The organism is Lapillicoccus sp., assembly GCF_039935575.1.
Classification (GTDB): domain Bacteria; phylum Actinomycetota; class Actinomycetes; order Actinomycetales; family Dermatophilaceae; genus Lapillicoccus.
This window is the reverse complement of the sequence record NZ_JBDTKA010000084.1, coordinates 37,614-55,922: the sequence shown is the minus strand read 5'-3', so window position 1 is coordinate 55,922 and position 18,309 is coordinate 37,614. Positions and strand designations below refer to the sequence as shown.

Annotated in this window: 24 protein-coding genes; 9 read left to right on the top strand and 15 right to left on the bottom strand. The window is 66.1% G+C overall.

Going from position 1 to position 18,309, the window contains the following annotated elements:
* From ABI385_RS10895 to ABI385_RS10855, 9 genes are all read right to left on the bottom strand, one after another.
* On the bottom strand, window positions 1-323 hold a 323-nt coding region (locus ABI385_RS10895; protein ID WP_348103778.1), incomplete at its 3' end, for a hypothetical protein.
* A gap of 28 nt (window positions 324-351) precedes the next feature.
* Complete coding sequence (locus tag ABI385_RS10890; protein ID WP_348103777.1) at window positions 352-585, bottom strand: hypothetical protein; 234 nt, start codon at window positions 583-585, stop codon at window positions 352-354.
* 150 nt (window positions 586-735) lie between these two features.
* Window positions 736-1,248 (bottom strand): hypothetical protein, encoded by a 513-nt coding sequence (locus ABI385_RS10885; RefSeq protein ID WP_348103776.1) that lies wholly within the window; start codon window positions 1,246-1,248, stop codon window positions 736-738.
* Window positions 1,249-1,427: 179 nt separating this feature from the next.
* Window positions 1,428-2,264 (bottom strand): aquaporin, encoded by an 837-nt coding sequence (locus ABI385_RS10880; RefSeq protein WP_348103775.1) that lies wholly within the window; start codon window positions 2,262-2,264, stop codon window positions 1,428-1,430.
* Entirely contained in the window at window positions 2,261-2,686 is a 426-nt protein-coding gene (locus tag ABI385_RS10875) for a hypothetical protein (RefSeq protein WP_348103774.1), read from the bottom strand. The genes ABI385_RS10880 and ABI385_RS10875 overlap by 4 nt, the downstream gene beginning before the upstream one ends.
* Window positions 2,687-3,173: 487 nt before the next feature.
* The gene (locus ABI385_RS10870; RefSeq protein WP_348103773.1) at window positions 3,174-3,566 is read right to left on the bottom strand and encodes a type II toxin-antitoxin system VapC family toxin; all 393 of its coding nucleotides are present in this window, start codon (window positions 3,564-3,566) and stop codon (window positions 3,174-3,176) included.
* Window positions 3,563-3,790: a FitA-like ribbon-helix-helix domain-containing protein gene (locus ABI385_RS10865; protein WP_348103772.1), complete on the bottom strand. Its 228-nt coding sequence runs from the start codon at window positions 3,788-3,790 to the stop codon at window positions 3,563-3,565. Before ABI385_RS10865 ends, ABI385_RS10870 begins: the two co-directional genes overlap by 4 nt.
* A gap of 117 nt (window positions 3,791-3,907) precedes the next feature.
* A complete protein-coding gene (locus tag ABI385_RS10860) occupies window positions 3,908-4,144 on the bottom strand; it encodes a hypothetical protein (protein WP_348103771.1) in 237 nt (78 codons plus the stop codon).
* Between the two features lie 741 nt (window positions 4,145-4,885).
* Window positions 4,886-5,599: a class I SAM-dependent methyltransferase gene (locus tag ABI385_RS10855; protein ID WP_348103770.1), complete on the bottom strand. Its 714-nt coding sequence runs from the start codon at window positions 5,597-5,599 to the stop codon at window positions 4,886-4,888.
* 244 nt (window positions 5,600-5,843) lie between these two features.
* Between ABI385_RS10855 and ABI385_RS10850 the strand changes: the two genes are divergently transcribed.
* Window positions 5,844-6,512 carry a GNAT family protein gene (locus ABI385_RS10850; RefSeq protein WP_348103769.1) on the top strand — a complete coding sequence of 223 codons (669 nt, stop codon included), beginning with the start codon at window positions 5,844-5,846 and terminating at the stop codon, window positions 6,510-6,512.
* 213 nt (window positions 6,513-6,725) lie between these two features.
* Here the strand turns inward: ABI385_RS10850 and ABI385_RS10845 are convergent, their stop codons facing one another.
* Together ABI385_RS10845 and ABI385_RS10840 are read right to left on the bottom strand one after the other, a co-directional pair.
* Window positions 6,726-8,030: a DUF6596 domain-containing protein gene (locus tag ABI385_RS10845; RefSeq protein ID WP_348103768.1), complete on the bottom strand. Its 1,305-nt coding sequence runs from the start codon at window positions 8,028-8,030 to the stop codon at window positions 6,726-6,728.
* A complete protein-coding gene (locus ABI385_RS10840; protein ID WP_348103767.1) occupies window positions 8,027-8,380 on the bottom strand; it encodes a YciI family protein in 354 nt (117 codons plus the stop codon). The genes ABI385_RS10845 and ABI385_RS10840 overlap by 4 nt, the downstream gene beginning before the upstream one ends.
* A 234-nt stretch (window positions 8,381-8,614) precedes the next feature.
* On the opposite strand from ABI385_RS10840, the gene ABI385_RS10835 reads away from it, so the two are divergent.
* The 4 genes from ABI385_RS10835 to ABI385_RS10820 all read left to right on the top strand — a co-directional run bounded on the left by ABI385_RS10835 (window position 8,615) and on the right by ABI385_RS10820 (window position 10,619).
* Entirely contained in the window at window positions 8,615-9,346 is a 732-nt protein-coding gene (locus tag ABI385_RS10835; protein ID WP_348103766.1) for a DUF899 family protein, read from the top strand.
* Between the two features lie 103 nt (window positions 9,347-9,449).
* A complete protein-coding gene (locus tag ABI385_RS10830; RefSeq protein WP_348103765.1) occupies window positions 9,450-9,809 on the top strand; it encodes a VOC family protein in 360 nt (119 codons plus the stop codon).
* Window positions 9,810-9,831: 22 nt separating this feature from the next.
* Complete coding sequence (locus ABI385_RS10825; protein WP_348103764.1) at window positions 9,832-10,053, top strand: hypothetical protein; 222 nt, start codon at window positions 9,832-9,834, stop codon at window positions 10,051-10,053.
* Entirely contained in the window at window positions 10,050-10,619 is a 570-nt protein-coding gene (locus tag ABI385_RS10820; protein WP_348103763.1) for a TIGR03086 family metal-binding protein, read from the top strand. Before ABI385_RS10825 ends, ABI385_RS10820 begins: the two co-directional genes overlap by 4 nt.
* Window positions 10,620-10,945: 326 nt before the next feature.
* On the opposite strand, the gene ABI385_RS10815 is transcribed toward ABI385_RS10820, so the two are convergent.
* The gene (locus ABI385_RS10815; protein ID WP_348103762.1) at window positions 10,946-11,302 is read right to left on the bottom strand and encodes a hypothetical protein; all 357 of its coding nucleotides are present in this window, start codon (window positions 11,300-11,302) and stop codon (window positions 10,946-10,948) included.
* A gap of 265 nt (window positions 11,303-11,567) precedes the next feature.
* Window positions 11,568-12,191 (bottom strand): TetR family transcriptional regulator C-terminal domain-containing protein, encoded by a 624-nt coding sequence (locus ABI385_RS10810; RefSeq protein ID WP_348103761.1) that lies wholly within the window; start codon window positions 12,189-12,191, stop codon window positions 11,568-11,570.
* Between the two features lie 65 nt (window positions 12,192-12,256).
* On the opposite strand from ABI385_RS10810, the gene ABI385_RS10805 reads away from it, so the two are divergent.
* Together ABI385_RS10805 and ABI385_RS10800 are read left to right on the top strand one after the other, a co-directional pair.
* On the top strand, window positions 12,257-12,922 hold the full coding sequence (locus ABI385_RS10805) for a nitroreductase/quinone reductase family protein (protein WP_348103760.1): 666 nt from the start codon (window positions 12,257-12,259) through the stop codon (window positions 12,920-12,922).
* Between the two features lie 180 nt (window positions 12,923-13,102).
* Complete coding sequence (locus tag ABI385_RS10800) at window positions 13,103-13,894, top strand: phosphatase PAP2 family protein (RefSeq protein ID WP_348103759.1); 792 nt, start codon at window positions 13,103-13,105, stop codon at window positions 13,892-13,894.
* 216 nt (window positions 13,895-14,110) lie between these two features.
* On the opposite strand, the gene ABI385_RS18525 is transcribed toward ABI385_RS10800, so the two are convergent.
* Complete coding sequence (locus ABI385_RS18525; RefSeq protein ID WP_407068261.1) at window positions 14,111-14,887, bottom strand: DUF4097 family beta strand repeat-containing protein; 777 nt, start codon at window positions 14,885-14,887, stop codon at window positions 14,111-14,113.
* Window positions 14,888-15,269: 382 nt separating this feature from the next.
* Here ABI385_RS18525 and ABI385_RS10795 point away from each other — a divergent pair, with 382 nt between their 5' ends.
* The gene (locus tag ABI385_RS10795; RefSeq protein WP_348103758.1) at window positions 15,270-15,737 is read left to right on the top strand and encodes a cupin domain-containing protein; all 468 of its coding nucleotides are present in this window, start codon (window positions 15,270-15,272) and stop codon (window positions 15,735-15,737) included.
* Window positions 15,738-16,207: 470 nt separating this feature from the next.
* Here the strand turns inward: ABI385_RS10795 and dnaB are convergent, their stop codons facing one another.
* A complete protein-coding gene (gene dnaB / locus ABI385_RS10790) occupies window positions 16,208-17,575 on the bottom strand; it encodes a replicative DNA helicase (protein ID WP_348103757.1) in 1,368 nt (455 codons plus the stop codon).
* 446 nt (window positions 17,576-18,021) lie between these two features.
* On the opposite strand from dnaB, the gene ABI385_RS10785 reads away from it, so the two are divergent.
* Window positions 18,022-18,288 (top strand): DUF2277 domain-containing protein, encoded by a 267-nt coding sequence (locus ABI385_RS10785; RefSeq protein WP_348103756.1) that lies wholly within the window; start codon window positions 18,022-18,024, stop codon window positions 18,286-18,288.
* Window positions 18,289-18,309 lie beyond the last annotated feature (21 nt).

Here is an 18,309-nt window from a genome sequence, read left to right as displayed (position 1 = left end):
ACTCGCACTGACTTCAGCCTCGGGAGGTGCAGGAGTGGGCTGTAGTCGAGGTCATCGACGATGAGAGTGTGCAGGAGCACCGTCTGCACTCTTGTCAGGTCTAGCAGGAACCGGATCGAAGAGACGTGCCCGTTCCTGGGGGTCATCCAGGCCCCACCCAGCTCCAGGTCAATCAGCGCGCGCAGGCCACCGATGGGTGAGGGGTCTTCGATGGTCCGGAAACCCTCGATCGTCAGTGCCTTCAGTTTGGTCAGCGGCGCCAGCGCGTCCACATTGGTGACGGCCGAGGCTCCGCGTAACTCGAGCTCGCGGAGCTCAGTCATCGGTCCGAGCGGGCTGAGGTCCTCGTAGTCACCCCACTTCACGACCAACCGCGTCAATTGGGGGCTGTCCGGCCAGCGCCGCAAATAGTCGCTTCGGGGTGCGGGAGGTGAACTGCAGGCTGGTCAGCGGTGTCGCGTTCCCGAGCAGCTCGACCCATTCGGTCACGATTTTCTTGGCTCGGCTTGCCGAGTACTTGGTGCTTAGCTGCGTGCAGGAAACGACGATCTCTGCCTGACCCTCGTACTCACACGCTTCGGTCATCCGAGGCACCTTGGCTTGTCGCACCCGAGCAAGCCTACGGTCCCGGGGCATCCGATCGGCGGCAATTCTGGACGAGCGTAGCCGTCCTCACCGCGGCATAGTCGGACGTTTCGCGACGGCCCATGCCAGCGCCGAGCGGGCGGCGGCATTTCAGCGGTATAAGTGCTCAGATGCGTGGATGTCCCGGATCAGCTGCGGAGTGCGCCAGCGTCCTACCTGGTGAAACCACTTGTTGATCGGATAGGAGAGCCGCAGGACGTAGTAATTGACGAACTCGACGACCGCGAAGAGCCAGACCACAACGGTCAGCACCGCCATCACGGGGGCATCCGGCAGATTGAGCACGATGTATAACCCGGCAGCCAAGATCACTACCACGTTGAGAACCCGGAAGACCCGATAGAGCAAGGCCAAGGGGCGAGGCATCGACCCAACCTTCACCCAGCTCCGCGCCAAAAGCCAATACGCGCCTGCCTGGCACAGTATGAGCAGTAGCGGAGCAAGCGCCACCATGAATGTCAGCATCGAGCGCTCGTCCCGCACTTTCGGGCCCACCACCCATAGTGCGATATACACGAACACCACAGCTGCAGCCAACTCTCCAAGGCCGAGCGAGAGGAACTTGCGGCGCAGGCCCTCACGCCGGGCATCCGGTTCGACCATACGGCGGACCCTACCGGCCGGTCCTAACAGAGTCGGTGGCGCCCGACGCAACCGGGAAGGGCGCCGCAGACCAGCCGAACATCTGCGAAGTTCGTCGAACTGAAGCGACAAGACCGCACTCGTGTGAGGCGACTCGCAATCGAGGGAGCGGCGTGGGACCGCGCACCCCTCGCGGCAGGTTACCCGGGGCTTGCTGGGCTGAGGGTTCCTTGCGCGGCTCGGGTGCCGCCGGGTCCGCCGCCGGGTCCGCGCAGGATGTAGGCGGCGCCCACGGCCAGGAGCATACCCACGGTCGGCGCAAGCAGGTAGATCCACAGTTGTTGCAGTCCGCCGCCAATGAGTGCCGGGCCGAACGATCGGGCCGGGTTCATCGAGGCACCGCTCACGGGGCTGGCCCACAGCCCGGCGAGGGCAATATAGGCGCCGACCCCGACCGCGGACAGCGGCCCCAGGTTCTGCGCAGTGGAGGCCGTGCCCAGGATGGTGCTGACCAGGCCGAGGGTGAGGACGGTCTCGATAATGAACGCCTGCGCGCTGGTGAATCCGGGACCGGGCAGTGTCGCACCCAGATGAGCGGCGTCGCCGAAAACGCCCCGCAGCAGTAAAGCAGCCAGCACCCCCCCAATCAGTTGGGCGGCCACATAACCGGGCACCCGGCCCCAGGCGAAGTCCGACCGCATCGCGAACGCCGCGCTGACCACCGGGTTGAGGTGTGCACCAGACACCGCACCCATGAACAGGATTACCGCGAGCACGGTCAGCGCGGGAGCGGTAACCGCCGCGACCCGACCGATCGAGCCGCCGGATTCCTCCTGCACGATCGGCGCTCCGGCCCCAGCGAGCACCAACAGGAATGTGCCGAACACCTCGCTGAACAGCCGTCGCCATTCATAGCGGCGATCATCGAAGTCTCGTCCCCATACCGGCTGTCGGTTCAGTAGCGCAGCAATCCGTGGCGGGTGGCGCTGGTCCACGACCGCCTGCACACGGTCCGACTCGGAAGCAGCGTCGGTCACGCCCGCGTCGCGGACTTGGAGACGGCCGGCAGCGACACCAGCCGGCACGGGATGTCGGTGTCCTCGCTGAGGTGATAGCTGGCGCAAACCCGGTGGTAACCGTCCGCGATCTGCAGCACACGACCCGCAGTCAGGTCACCGCGAATGAGCAGGATTGGAGACAGGATTGCCCCGCTCGCTACTCGCTTCAGGTCTTTCTTGACCTCCGGGTCGTCAGCCGGGAGCAGCGGTAGCCGAGCCGCTCTCAGGATGTCTTTCGCATGCTGATGCACCGTCGGCGCCTGGGACAAAAGCGCCGTCCACACCTCGACCAGTTCCGGGGAGGCGATCAACCGCAAGAACGACTGTGCCGCGGGATAGTCATGCTCAGCCGGCGCCCCCGCCCAAATAACTCTCCCAACTTTCTTCGCCTTCTTCGCCATTACGCCCTCCGTCACCGACACATCAACCTGACCTTCTGGACCCTCCCCGGCCGGCATCCGCCTGGCTAAGGGACAGAGGTCGCCCGCGACAGACCTCCGGTGAAGTATAGATGCCGGCCGAACCATCTTCCCTGGCCTTAGCGGGAGGTCAGCGCTGGCATGGACATCGACGGGATCCTGCGACGCCATGTCGTGCTTCAAAAGGGATGGCCCTTCTGGAGGAGTTCAGCCCTCGACGCTAAACACCTCACGCTGATCAGCGCACGTGTACACCCCACTGGAGGGGTTCCGAGAAAGCTCGGGTCGGACCTAAGCACAGGGGTCGCGCTACCGTCGCGGCTTACGCGGATTAGAAGCTTGAGACCCACGAACCACGTCAGACTGGCAGTTCCGCGGCACAGTCGCCACGCGGTACGGCTGTGATCGCCGGGCTCACTCGTCCACGTCAACGCGTCTCTCGACGGGACCACGCACCATCTGCGGCATGTCAGTGAGTTCGGGGAAGGACTCGCACTTCCACTTGGTGGCCGCTGCCAGCGAGTTTGTCGTCGCAGGTGTAGAGGGGTGCTTCGAGTGCTTCGGCTAACGCCAGGTAGCAGGCGTCATAGCTGGTGTACCGGTGCCGCAGGCTCCAGATGCGATCCGTAAGAGGAGCTATCTCGTGCCGGGAGATGGTAAGGGCGAAGTGGTCGCGACGGGCATCCTCGGCCGCGGCCGGCTCGAGCTTCCCGCCGAGCAAGAGCCCTCGCAGCACCGAGAGCACCTCGACGTCCAGCAGGTGCGGGGCGTCCACGTCCCCGGTCAGGGCGTCGAGCAGCTCGAGGTTGGCCTCGCGCCCGATCAGGGCCTCGACCATCGCCGAGGCATCGACGACGATCACCGACGACCGGCCTGCACCGCTGCGACGATGTCGTCCGAGGTGGGGCCAGTCGTTCGGTCACGAGCCTTGAGCTTGGCGACGATCTCCGCGTTCGTCGGCCTGGTCGCGATCTTGGCCAGCTCTGCGCCGACGTACGCCGACAGCGACTTGCCCTCCGCCGCCGCGCGCTCCTTGAGCGTCTCGGCAACCTCCCCTGAGACATCGCGAATGTACAGAGTCGTCATACGTGAAATGCTAGCACCTTGCAAGCAGGGGGTGCGGTCAGGTGGAGGCTCGAACGGGGACGTTGACGTCGCGCGTCACCGTCCTTGACGCCGCATGAGCGGATGGTGGTCGAGTGTTCACGCCGCGGTCTGGGAACACGACAGGCGCGCTGCGAACTGCTCGACCTCCGCAGTGAGGTGCTCAAGAACCTCTAGTTCTTCGCGCCAATTGGCTGTCTGCCAGCCGTGGTCGGCTCCCGAGATGACGGTGATGGCCTTGCCGGTACGGTTCGCCGCGGTGTCGTCCCAAGCGTGATCGTTCGAGCCAGCGAGCAGCAGTCCGGCGCCGAGGCGCGAGAAATGTCGTCGACACACTGCGTGTCGATCAACAGCGGTGTGGTCCAGATCGCGGGGATACTGCGATCGGCCACCCACCCGGCCGCCATGGTGCCAAGCGACTTGGCCAGAACCAGCTGAGGCTGCGCATCGACCTCGGTGACGAGCTGATCGGCTGCGTGCGTGACCACCTCCTCGGCCTTGTGGCGATCTGCAAACCCTGTCACGTGCCACTAGGCAGCCCACACCTGCCACCCAGCGAGAGCGAGAGCTCGCATCGGCAGGAACAGACCAGGAAGCTGGACCGTGTAACCGCCGCCTGGTAGGACGAGTACGCGCCTGCTGGGATCCGCATCGTCCAGGTTTCCCGACCATAGGGAGACGTCACTGCTCTCGCTCAGGGACCAAAAGTATTCGTCTGCTCTGGCTCGGCGCGAGGCTGGCTTACCGGGCTCGAAGGAGCGGACGCGCTCGTCAACAGGTCAGACCCCCGGCGAGTCCCGTCATCGAACGCGCGACTCTCGGCACAACCGAGCGCTTTGCGGCAAGAGCGGACCTTGATCACTGGCCGACTCGTGGGCTCGGACTGTCGTCGACGGGTTATGCCAGGCCGGGTCGGCTACCAGTCGTCATCATCCCGTCTGTTGCGCTCCCGCCACATCCGGCCTATGAAGACACCGGCGGCTAGGAGAACGAATCGACCACCGAGACCCAGAACGGGATCGGGTTGCCGCCGGTCGAACCGTCTGTGAGCAACGACAGCACAGCGTTCACTTCCTCTTATTCCGGTGTCGGAGCGCCAGTGGACGACGTCGGCTGTTTGGCGAGTCGAAGGGCGACGAAACCGGGCTCCGACGTCAGGCGTTCGTGTATGTCTGGGTAGGTCGGTGCCATCGAGGCGGCCGGTTGTGGCTCGATAAGGCGTTCGATGACGAACCCGCTGGTGGTGAAGTCAGCCAGGACTGCCTCAAGGGGCGCGCGGCGGAAGTGAACGAGCCAGCCAGTGTTCCATGTCTCGGTGACCATCTCGTCGGTGAAGTAGCTGCCGCCGAGACGAAGCCAGTCCGCGGTGGGATGGACGGTCGAGACGACCAACATACCGTCCGGGGTAAGGACACGGTGCAACTCGCGTAGCGCCGGCCGGGGATCTGGTAAGTGATGCAGAACCAGGGCCATGACGACCCGGTCGAATGACCCGTCCGGGATCCAGCCCAGGGGGGCGTTCAGGTCGTGGACGCGAAGGTCGACCCGAGAGCCCAGACGTTGCCGGGCGATCTCGATGAGGTCAGCGCTGGCGTCGAACCCCGACACCGTCGCGCCGGTCGCCCGCAGCTGCGTCAGGTAGAGACCGGAGCCGCAGCCGGCGTCTAGGACCCGTAGCCCTTCGACCGGTCCGAGAAGGTCCAGCATCGCTGGCCGGTCGTAGTGCGCGTTGTAGGCGCTGTCTTGAGCGTGCGCGTCGAAGTCTCGGGCGAAAGCGTCATAGTCAGTCACGGTGGCCACCCTCGCATGCGCTATCCAGGTTCGGCGGCGCTATAAAGGCCAGACGCCGCACTGGGTAGAGGTCACGTCACCAGAGGACACAATAGGTTCCTGCTCGGGGTGCCGACGTCCACGCGGCAGCAGCAATACCGGGCGAGCGTCACCGTCCTCAGAGCGGCATGAGCGGACGTGCGAGTGGGAGCAGCGCTGGCCTAGCTAGGCGGCAGGCGGAGCCGGTACTGGGAGAATGGCGCGCATGACGTTAGATGAAATCTTTCCCGCCTTCGCACTGGAGATCTCGGGCGGCCCGCTGCGCTTGAGTGGGTTGAGGACCGATGACATTCCGGCGGTGACGGAGGTCGCTGTAGGCGGAATCCACGGTCCCGATTTCCTCCCTTTCCTCTATCCGTGGAGCGAGGCGGCACCGGATGAGCTTCCTACCAGTTCCGCACGCTTCTATTGGGACTCCTTCGCGTCCTTCACCCCGCAGCGCTGGCACCTGAACCTCGTCGCTCGGTGGGAGGAGCAGGTCGTCGGAGTGCAGGACGTCTTCGCGCGGACGGATTTCAGGAGGACGCACGCGCTAGAGACTGGGTCGTGGCTCGGCATGCCATTTCAGGGTAGAGGTATCGGAACATTGATGCGCCAGGTCGTTTGCGCCTTTTGCTTTGACCACCTCGGTGCTGAGGTGATGCGATCTGGCTACATCGAGGGGAACGCCAGCTCGGCAGCTGTGAGCAGAAAGGTGGGCTACGTGGACAACGGCCGGCGTCGTCTCGATGACCCCAAGTCAGATGGCTACCGCTGGGAGCAGGACCTGCTGTTGACGCCCGACACGTTTGTACGCCCGCCCTTCGCCATCCGGGTGCGAGGACTAGGCCCCTTCCTGCATCAGCTGGGACTAGACGACCGACACGATACCTGAGGGGTTACCGGGCCGCATGCGGCATTTCGCGCAAACAACGAGCGGGTGTTTGCAGTCCAACTGCCGCCCCGGAGTCAGCCAATCTCAAGGGCTGCGGCCATTGACGTTAGGGGTGCCGGTCAGTAGCGCGTTGGCCTCTGGGCGACGGCAAGGCGATTGGAAGAAGACAGGTCCCTGCGGCCATGACCACTTTGCGGATCCCCCCCACTCTCCTCACGCCTTCAACCGAGCGAGGCGTCGCTCGAGGTAGGCGGCCTCTACGGGGTTGGCGGTGAGGGCCTGGGCTTCCTGGTATGCGGCTGCTGCCTCGGTTTGGTGTCCGAGGCGTCGCAGGAAGTGGGCGCGCGCGGCGGGTAGGTAGTGGTACGCAGCGAGGCTGGGGTCGGACGTCAGTGGGTCAAGCGCTGAGAGGGCGGCTTCGGGACCTTGGCTCTGCCCGATCGCGACCGCCCGGTTGAGGGCGACGACGGGTGACGGCCACCGCTGGTACAGCAGGTCGTAGAGAGCGACGAGACGGGGCCAGTCGGTGTCCGGCCCGGCTGGTGATGTGGCGTGGACGGTGGCGATCGCGGCCATGATCGCGAAACGGTCCACTGGGCCGTGCCCGGCTGACTCAGTTAGCAGTGTCAGCGCCTCCGCAATCAAGGCATGGTTCCACTGGTCCCGGTCTTGGTCTTCCAGCAGGATGAGCTCGCCGGTCGGGGTGAGGCGGGCGCCTCGGCGCGAGTCGGTCAGCAGGAGTAGCGCCAGCAGGGCGGTGGCCTCCCGGTCCCGTGGCATCAGCTCGTGCAGCATCCGGGCGACGGACAGGCTGCGGTCCATCAGGTCGGCGCGGATGAGCGAGTGGCCCGAGTGAGCCACGTGACCGGCGGCGTACAGCAGGTGGACGGTGTCAAGAACCGAGGGCAGGCGTTGCGGAAGCTCGTCCTGGGTGGGTGTGCGGTAGGCGATGCCAGCCGCGGCGATCCGCTTCTTGGTGCGGGTGATCCGTGCCTGCATGGTGCTCTCCCGGACCAGGAACACTCCGGCGACCTCCACGGTGGTCATGCCACAGACCATGCGCAGGGTCAGCGCGGTCCGCGCCTCCGGAGCCAACGCGGGGTGGCAGCAGGTGAACACCAGACGGAGCCGGTCATCGGGCCACCGGTCCACGTCGGTGCGCTCAAACCCGTCGCCGGTCGAGGGGGACTCGTCGGCGACGTCGAGCAGCAGGAGGGGCAGCTTCCGTGACAGGGTTCCCGCCCGACGGCGCGCCTGGAGCGCTTGGCGGACGGCGACCGTGGTCAACCAGCCGCCGGGCCGGTCGGGGATCCCATCCCGGGTCCAGCTAACCAGGGCCTGGGCGAACGCGTCCTGCACGCAGTCCTCGGCGAGGTCGAAATCCCGGGTCACCCGGATGACCGTCGACAGGACCCGTGCCCACTCCACCCGGTAGGCCTCGGAGACAGCGTCCGCGACAGTTCCGCCGGAACCTGACCGGGAACTTGACCGGGAGCTGGTCTCACGGTCAAAGCTCATCGCAGCTCATCAGTCCAGATCGGTCGGACCTCTACCCCGCCCCAGGGCGCCGGCACGTCGGCGGCGAGGGAGATCGCGCCGTCCAGGTCGGGTGCGTCGACGAGGTACAGCCCGCCCAGGACTTCCTTGGTCTCGGTGAACACCCCGTCGGTCACGACGAGCTCTCCGCCGTCGGTGCGTCGCACGCTCGTTGCCGCGTAGCCGGGACGAAGCCGGTAGCTGGTGATGACCTGGTCCTGGTGAGTGCGAACGAAACGGTCGTGGTCGCGCATGATCGCGTCCACCACTTCGGTCCCGGACTCGGCCACCGCTGCCTCGTCGTCGTAGATCAAGATCACGTACTGCGCCATCCGCCTGCTCCTCCCCTTCTTCAACGTCTCGGCTGCTGCCCGGTCTCATCGACCCCTCGGGAATCACGATGCGCAGACGACGGGCAGATCGACACGACGGATCGGATCTGCTCTGTTTGTGTTGTCGATCTTGGACCATCTCGATCAACGAGTCACTATGAGCCACCCCCCTGCGAGGGGTGAGGCGACGACCTGCTCGCCACGCTTGTGCCGCACCACCTCGAGGAGGCTGCCTTGCCGCACCATCTGCCCACCGACGTCCTCCAGGTCGAGGGGCTGCCCGCGGTCGTCTCTCGCCCCCGCTGGCAGGCCGACCTCGACGATCTCCTGGTTCGCGAGAAGGCCCACACCCGCGAAGCCGACGCGATCGCTGCCGCCCGCCGACGGCTGCCCATGGTCACCGTCCCCCGCGACGCCACCGTCGACGGCGTCGACGGGCCAACCAGCATCCTGGAGGTGTTCCAGGGACGTCGGGTCCTCGTCGCCTACTTCCACATGTGGCACGACGGACGTCCCTGGCCTCAGCAGTGCGAAGGCTGCACCTTCGTCGCCTCCCAGACGCAGCGGCCTGAGTACCTGCACTCCCGAAGCATCACGTTGGCCGTCTTCTGCCAAGGGTCCTACCAGGAGAGTCGGCCCTACGCGGACTTCCTGGAGTACAAGACACCCTGGTACTCGGCGCGAAAGTCGCCAGCGCTGACCGCGGGGCGTGACTTTGGGTTCTACGCCTGCTATGTCCACGACGACGCCGGCAACGTCTTTGAGACGTACTGGACCACTGACCGGGGCACGGAGTCGACCCTCTGGAGTTACGCCGTGATGGACATGACCGTATTCGGGCGACAGGAGACGTGGCAGGACGCCCCAGCCGGGTGGCCTCGCCTCGACCCCGCCGTCCACCCGTGGCGAGTCGACGGGCGACCCACCGCGCAATGGGCCGTGACTGACGCCGCTGCCCGCCGCTAGTGGTCGCCATCCCCGACTTTCACGGTGACCGAGTCCGCCATGATCCGTCCCCGCAGACCCCGCAGACCCCGCAGACTCAAACACCTCACAGGAGCAATCGACGATGGACATGCGACTGGAACTCGTTCCCCTTCCCACCGCCGACGTCGACCGGAGCACAGCGTTCTACGTCGACCGGTTGGGGTTCCACCTCGACCACGACGTGCAGCCCGGCAACGGTATGCGCGTCGTCCAGTTGACCCCCCCAGGCTCGGCGTGCTCAATCGTCATCGGCGTCAGCGACCCTGACGCTCCACCCGTCCTCAACCTGCACCTCGTCGTCGACGACATCGCCCACGCCCGCGAACGCCTCGCCAGCCGAGGCGTCGACATCTCTCCCGTCAACGACATGGGCGGAGTCAAATACGCGTACTTCAGCGACCCGGACGCCAACACGTGGGCCCTCCAGCAAATCCCACGCTGACCCCGGAAAGGGACCCAACACCATGAACGACACCACGACGACCGCGGCCATCGACCCCGATCGGGCGGCCCCACTCACACGCGTCACCCGGGGCTGCGCGGCCACCCCGGCCCGGCTGTCTCGGGCGCACACCGACCTGGAGCCGTCCGTTCGATGGGCTGACGTAGACCGCGGCCGCGCAAAGCTGCCCACCCTACTCGCCGCGGGGGAGATCCCCGAGACCGTCAAGGCAGCGCAGGCATGACCCTGCCCACAGGCCCGGCCGAGCGTCATCGAGCGGTGACCGCCGGATTCAGCGCTCGGGTGCGAGGCGCGTCCCACTGGGACGCGCCGGCGCCGGTGGCCGGCTGGCTCGCCCGGGACGTGGTCACTCACCTGCTCGAGTGGTTTCCGGACTTCCTGCGAAGCGCCACCGGCCTGGTGCTCGAGCAGGGCCCGGCACCGCAGGATGACCTGGTCACCGCCTGGCAGACCCACGCCGACGCAGTGCAGCGGCTGCTCGACGGGCGGGAGGCGGCCACCCCCTTCCGGCACCCGATGGTCGGCGAGATGCCGCTGCCGGACGCGGTCGACCGGTTCTACACCTCGGACGTCTTCATGCACACCTGGGACCTGGCTCGTGCCACGGGGCAGGACGAGCGGCTCGATCCGCAGACCTGCGCCGACCTGCTCGACGAGATGACGCCTATTGAGGAGCTGATGCGGTCCTCGGGGCAATACGGGCCACGGGTGCAGGTACCTGACGACTCCGACGCACAGACCCGTCTACTCGCCTTCATCGGTCGCGACCCGCTGCGCGACAGGGAATGACGCACCCGTTGTCGACACCCGTAGCGGCCAGCGGGGCACAGGACGACAATGAAACGGTTAGGGAACGTTGTCACACCTGTGTCAAAAGCCACCTAATCATCCCTCGCGGCGAAGAACCTAGACCCCCGGCGTCACCCATTGTCGAGAGAGGACAAAAGGTTAGGCATGCGCGACTCTCGACACGATCGACCTGCGGAAAGACAGGACGTTTGTGTCTGGCGGCTGCGGTCTCCTTTCGCCGCTTGTGACGCGGTTCGAAGTGGCCTTCGACGCAGCCTGAGCGTCAGCTGCGTACCCGGCCGTTGGCCGTTCGGTGAGGTGTGTGCTCAGTGGGGAGTACGTGCGGCGTCACCCACGTGGAACATGGCCGCGATGGTTGCGACGTCGTCAGGCCTTCCCGGCTCGGCTGTCACCAGGAGGACTGGCCCATCAGGGTGGTCGTTGACCGTCCAGGTGACGAAGCCGCAACACTCCTGCCCAGCCGCTGCGAGAGAGACCAGCTCGGCCCGTGCTCCCGACACCGGCGCAAACCGGACCTCGAGCGTTCCGCCGTCGCGGGAGGCGCGGGGTTTGGCAAGATCGGCGAGCGCTTGCCAGCGGCGCATCCGAGTGGGTCCGTCGTCGCCATCCAGTGAGCAGGCGATGGGGAAGTGCTCCCGCTCCGGAAGTCCCAAGGTACTCATAGCTTTCATCCCACCTCGGCGACGTCCGAAGATCAAGCCCCCGCCGCACGCCGATCACCTGACGGCTCGAGGAACGCGGCCGCCCTAGCTGCACCAAGGTCATGCGGCGGGACACCGTGCCCGACACGGCCACTTGAAATCGGCGCGCATTAGTTGGCACGAGAAGTGTTCGCGGCAGAAACTTCCAGAAGCGGACGACCCAACCACCCACTGCAGTTGGAGCACGCTCGTGGCGAGAAGACGCAGCCGTTCACAGCAGTGGTTGTCACGGGACTGATCGCACACCGGCTGTTGAGTCTCTCGGGGTGTGCAGGATTGCGGTGAGGATCAGGTCGAGGGTTTCGACGAGGTGTCCTTGTGTGGGGTTGACGTCGGCACTGATCGCGTGCTGGGCGAGCCCGTCGACGGCTGCCAGCAACGCTGCGGCGGCACGTGAAGATCGGTAGGAGTCGGCGGGCAGTGTCCATGCGGCGCCGATCGCGATTGCGATCGACCGGCGGACCTCGTCGAGCACGGTGCGCTGCAGGGCCGCGATCGCCGGGGTGGTGGCCGCCTTGGCCGCGAAGGCGAGTTGAATACGCGCCTCCTGGCGCCTGCGGTCGTCGAGCGGGAGGAGCTCGTGCAGGACCGTGGTGAGGTTCGCCTGCAGGTCGCCGCCGAGGGGGATGGCTCCCACGCGGGCCGTGATGCGCTCCACGACCTCAGCGAAGGCCGCCGAGACCATGGTGTCCTTGGTCGGGAAGTAGTACTGCACCGTTCCGATGGCTACCCCCGCCGCAGCGGCGACTTCGCGGATCGTGGCTTTCTCCAGGCCGCGTTCAGCCACGATCTCGAGCAACGCTTCGAGGATGCTGTCGAACTGACCGGTCGGGGTTGACAACGCGTCCATACCGAGGAACATACATCCGTATGACGTCCTCATACAAACGTATGACTCTCCCTCCGGGTTACCTGATGGGCACTGCGACTGCGCTTGCTGTCGCCTGGGCGCCGTACGTCGTCTTCCCCGGCGGTGGCCTTCTGGCGCCCGGTGCGCAGACCGTGATCTTTCTCGGGCTGGGGGTGTTGACCGCCCGCAGCCGGCGACTGAAAATCCTCCTCGTCCGCGGGGCGCAGCGCTGGGTGATCAACCCGGCGGTGCGATCCCTGTTCGCGGTCGGCCTCAACCCGTTGGGGCTGGTGATCCTCGAGACTCGTGGTCGGGTGTCCGGGCGGCCTCGGCGCACACCGGTCGGTGACGGCCGGGCGGGTGACACGCTGTGGATCATCGCCGAGCACGGATCGAGCGCGAACTACGTGCGCAACATCTGTCACGACCCGCGGGTGCGTGTCCGGATCCGCCAAGGCCTGTGCTACCGATGGGTGGCCGGTGTCGCGACCGTTCTGCCTGACGACGATCCGCTGGCGCGTCAGCGGCGCATCGCCCGCTGGCATCCGTTGAGGGCGTTCAACGCCATGAACGTCCGACTATTGGGCGCTGACCTGCTCACCGTCCGGATCGACCTCGCAGTGTCGAGGCGTGGTCTCGCTACTCCTGCTGCGACCGATCCGACACGAGCAGTGACGCCGGACACCGAGTCGGGCCCAGCACTGCCGCGAGCGGCAGCGGTCGCCGGTTGAGCCGACGTTCAGATAGAAGAGGTGGATGGCTGCCCAGCAGGTGGTCCACGAGGTGCCCCGGGAGGCGATCAGGTCGCTCGCATCCACCTCACGAGCCGACGCTTTCCGGGGATGGGGACTTCCTCATCAGCGCACCTGGAACTCTGCGGGATGGTTGGACCGACCGGTGAGGAGATGCTGATGGAGGACCGAATCGGGCGGGTCCGCGCCGGGATCGGGCAGGTGCGGCATGAACTCTTGGACGCCGAGCGACGGGGGTGGAGATGGGCGACCACCGAGGTGGTTCTTGTGGCCCTGGTCCTGCTCGCGTTCACTCGCCTGCAGGCCTTGGCGGGCACCGACGTGGCGGGGGCGACCGCCAATGCTCGCGCGCTGCAGTCCGTGGAGCGTGCGCTGCACCTGGACATCGAGCTCCGGTGGAATGCTCGGCTGGTCGGGCACGAAAGGCTGATCCCGCCGGCTGTGCTGTTCTACCGCCTGTACTACGCCGTCCCGGCCGTCGTACTGGTCTGGCTCTTCCTGCGAGACGCGGTGGTCTACCTCAAGGTCCGGCGTGCCCTCATCGCGATGGCCGCTCTGGCCCTGCTGGTGTACTGGGCGCTGCCGATGTCGCCGCCGCGGTTCGCGTTGCCGGGGGTGGTGGACATCGTCGCCGTGCACGACATACTGCCTGGTCAACCCTCGCGAGACCTGGCCAGCGGTGCCAACCTGTACTCGGCGATGCCGAGCCTGCACGTGGGCTGGTCGGCGTTGTGCGCCTACGCCGTGTGGTCCGCCCTTCGAGGCTCACACCCCCGAGCCGCGCTCCTCGCCTGGTTGTTCCCACTGGCCATGGTCCTCGACGTGCTCACGATCGGAGCCCACTACGTCCTGGACGTCGTCGGCAGCGCCGTACTCCTCCTCACCTCCATCGCCGTCGCGAGGCTGTGGGCTCGCCTCGTCGATCGCCGCTCATCGAGCCAGGACAGCTGAGGGCCCGTCGAACCCCACGACGAAGCCGACACCCACCGGCGACCGCACCGAGGCATCTTGGACGACGGTCGACGTCACACCCCCTTCGAGCTCAGTTCACCCAGCGTGGCCCCACAGGGAGTGGCTGGATGAAAGCCGGCCACAGCCGGCGGACCTCGCCGGCGCACGAGACGCTGAGGTCCGGATGTGGGCCGGGCCGCGGCTGAGCGCTACGCTTCACGGGTAAGGCGCTCGGGGTGTTGATTGACATGTGGGGCTCTTCATTCTTGTGGCGCCGCACCTTGTTCTTTGCGGTAGCGGTCTCGACGGCGGTTGTCCTGCGTCGCCGACCAGCGAACGCCCGACTGGGCGGCCGCCGGTGGTCATCCTGGCTGGATGGTGATGTTGCCGGTCCCGCTGGTTGCTTTGACCTGGTGAGTCGAGGTGCTGTCCTGTTGGACGGTGACGTGCGTGACCCCCCGATCCGGAGCGGGTCTCGACGGTGTACGCCTGGTCGGCTGGCAGTCGCACGTCGATGTCGCCGGAGTCGGACTCGCTGGTCAGTTGCGTGGGTGCCATCTGGAGTCGCAGGTCGATCCTGCCGCCGGTGGTGGCGTACGCGAAGACAGTCGTGGCCGACAGTTCGGTTTCGACGGTTCCGGTCGCCGTTTGCAGGACGACGGAACTGAAGTCGCCGTCCGCGTCGATGGTGCCGGAGAAGGTGGTGGCCCCGATCCTGACGCCGGCGGGCACACGGACTTCATAGCTGATGCCGGAGGTCTCGCTGTCGTCGGTTTGGTCATCGATGATGAGCGTGTTGCCGTCCGAGAACTCGAGGGGCGCCAGGTCGCTGCCCACTCTGAGACGGCCTCGGCGGATCACCTGCACGGTCCCTCGAGCGCCGCTTGCGTGGATGGTGATGTCACCTCTGCCTGACTCGACGATTACTGCCGCGACCTGGTGCGTGATGGTCTCGCGTGCTTCGACTTGATGCGTTACCGACGCGTAGATCATGGTGCCGCCGCCGACCAGGACCATCAGCCCAGTCAACACCGCAGGTCCCGGGCGAGTACCCCGCGGCCCGCCCGGCACTGAAGGTTCGGACACGTTCGTGAGACACCGACCACTCCCCAGGGGTCGCGCTCCAGTCAGGGCCCAGGGCCGCTGACTGCGAGAACCTACGGGCGCGCGCGCCGGGTGTTGGCGCCGCGGAGATTCACCTGCGACCTGAAGCAGCTCCGGGCGGAAGGCGGTCCGACTTCGCTCCACGGGGGGAGGCTGCCGCGGCCACGCGAAGGAGCGCGCCCTATCCAATCGCTCAGCCTCCGGATCGGTGCGTTGACAGCGACACCGAACACGGCGATTCTGATCAAACCCTGGGGAGGGGAGGCGTACCGTGACACGTTCTGTTAGTTGGGATTCCGGAGACCAGATTCCTGGGACTCCCTTCCGACACCTCATCAAGGCCGCGGACACCGGCGACCGGTTCTCCGCTCAGTCGGCCACTATTCCGCCCGGGCTGCTGGTCTTTCCACACTCGCACGTACATGAGGACGAGTTCACCTTCGTCTTCCGAGGGCGCATCGGCGGTCGGGTTGGTGAACAAGATATCGAGGTCGACGAGGGCGGCTTCCTCTTCAAGCCGCGCGGCGTCGTCCACGCCATGTGGAACGCCACTGACCTCGATGCCATCGTTTTGGAGTTCATCAGCCCAGCAGGTTTCGAAGGCTTCTTCGAGGCCATGGGATCCCTCTCTGGTGACGCGGGCCCAGCCGAGATCATGAAGATCGCTGATCGCTACGGTCAAACCCCGCACCCCGAGCTGGTCGCGGAACTGTCCCAGTTGTACGGGGTAAGTCCGTAGCCACGTCACGGAGCGGAAACGCCCAACCCGAGGCCGCCGCGCACGTGACAGCCCTCCAAGCAGCACAGGGCCGGGCCACCGACTAGCGCGTCACACGCCTCGGGACAGGCGTCATCCCACGCGCGACTCTCGTCATGTGGGGACGTTCGTCTGTCCGCTTGCCCGGGTGGTCGGGCAAGGGATGAATCCGGGGCGCCCCTCTCGTGCAGTTGCCCACGTGCACTAGCGGCGGCCGTACAACGCGTCTCGGCTGACGTCGCTCGCAAGAGTGCTTAGGAGCAGGGCGGCCACTCACCGAGCTGAACCGACGCTACCGTCCTGCACGGGGGATCACCCAGCCCGGCTATCTTCCTCGTCGCCATTCGCATTTATAACGTGAATGCGAGGCTCGCCCGGGATGCATAACGTTAGCTAATTTCTAACTATAACTGCCCAGATTTCAGTTTTGGATGCTTCTCGACAACAAAGAACTAGAAACTCGGAGCCATGTTGGTGAACCGGCTGTAGTGACCCTGGAACGCGAGCACGATCGTGTCGGTTGGCCCGTTGCGATGTTTGGCCACGATCAGGTCGGCCTCGCCTGCCCGGGGGCTTTCCCGTTCGTAAGCCTCTTCGCGGTGTAACAAGATGACCATGTCGGCATCCTGTTCGATGCTTCCCGACTCGCGAAGATCGGACATCTGCGGCTTCTTGTCGGTGCGCTGCTCCGGACCTCGGTTGAGCTGCGAGATCGCGACCACTGGAACCTCGAGCTCCTTGGCCAGCAGCTTGAGCGCGCGGGAGAACTCCGACACCTCCTGCTGCCGGGACTCGACCCGCTTGCCGGAGGACATCAGCTGCAGGTAGTCGATGACCACGAGCTTGAGGTTGTGACGCTGCTTGAGCCGGCGGCACTTGGCTCGGATCTCCATGAGGTTCATGTTCGGCGAGTCGTCGATGAACAGCGGTGCGTCGGACACCCTTCCCATCGTCGACGCTAGCCGCGTCCAGTCCTCCTCGCGCATCGTCCCTTTGCGCATGTGCTGCAGCTGGATCCCCGCCTCGGCCGAGAGCAGTCGCATGGTGATCTCGGTCTTGCTCATCTCCAGCGAGAAGATCACCGATGCGAGGTTGTGCTTGATCGAAGCGCTCCGGACGATGTCGAGACCCAGGGTCGATTTGCCGATCGCAGGCCTCGCCGCCACGACGATCATCTGGCCGGGATGTAAACCGTTGGTCAGCTGGTCGAGATCGGTGAAACCCGTTGGTACGCCGGTCATCTCACCGGACTTGCCGGACGCGACCTCGATCTCGTCGACCGTCATCTCGAGGATGTCGCCGAGCACGTGGTAGTCCTCGCCACCGCGCTTGTCGGCGACCGCATAAACCTCGGCCTGCGCCGCGTTGACGATGTCCTCGACGTCACCCCCGCCTTGGGCGTAGCCCATCTGGACGATCTTGGTGCCCGCCTCGACCAGCCGCCGCAGCACGGCGCGCTCGACCACGATCTGCGCGTAGTAGCCGGCGTTGGCGGCCGTCGGCACCGACGAGATGAGCTGGTGGAGGTATGCCTGGCCACCGACGCGGGTCAGGTCACCGCGCTTGGTCAGCTCGTCGGAGACGGTAACGGCATCGGCCGGCTCGCCCCGGCCGTAGAGAGACAGGATTGCCTCGAAGATCCCCTCGTGGGCCGGGCGGTAGAAGTCGACCGACCGCAGCACCTCGACGCAGTCGGCGATCGCATCCTTGGACAGCAACATGCCGCCCAGAACGGACTGCTCGGCATGCAGGTCCTGCGGCGGCAGGCGGTCGTCACCCGGCTGGCGGGTCGCCCCCGGGAACAGCTCCTGGATCGTCACGCTGCACTCACCTGCTGCCGCCCATCGCTCACCCTGCGCGCCTGCCATCTCTCGAACTGGTGTTCCAACTCATGACAGCATCGACCGCCGACAGTGCTGCTCCCGAGGTGTCGAACGTCCGTCGGGACGGCACCGCGAGGCCTCTGTCGTGAGCACGCCCGGATGGTCCGGACCGTCCTGGGGCTGTGTCTGGTCACGTTAGGGGTGGGGCCGGACCCGAGACAACCGCCGTCTGTGGACGAGGTGTGCACAACCCTGTGCACCACGCCGCGCCAGGATGGGGACAACCTGGGGACGAGTCATGAATCCTCCACTCGTCAGCCCGCCCGTTCGTGCCTGGCGACGTGCGCCGACGATCGTCCGAGCCCTGTGGACAGAAGAAAGTCCCGACAATCTCGAATTGGTCTCGACGCCTTGCTGCCACCACCCGGCATACCCTCGTGTGCATGTGCAGGAACATCCGACAGCTCCACAACTTCGCCCCCGCCGCGACGACCGACGAGGTCCGCGCAGCGGCGCTTCAGTACGTCCGCAAGGTCTCCGGATCCACGCGGCCGTCGGGCGCCAACCAGCAGGCGTTCGACGAGGCGGTCGAGGAGATCGCGCACGTCACCCAGCACCTGCTGGACCACCTCACGACCAGCGCGCCGCCCAAGGACCGGGACGTCGAGGCCGCCAGGGCCCGGGCCCGGGCTGCGGTTCGCTACGCCTGAGCCCGAGCTTGCGCAGAGCTG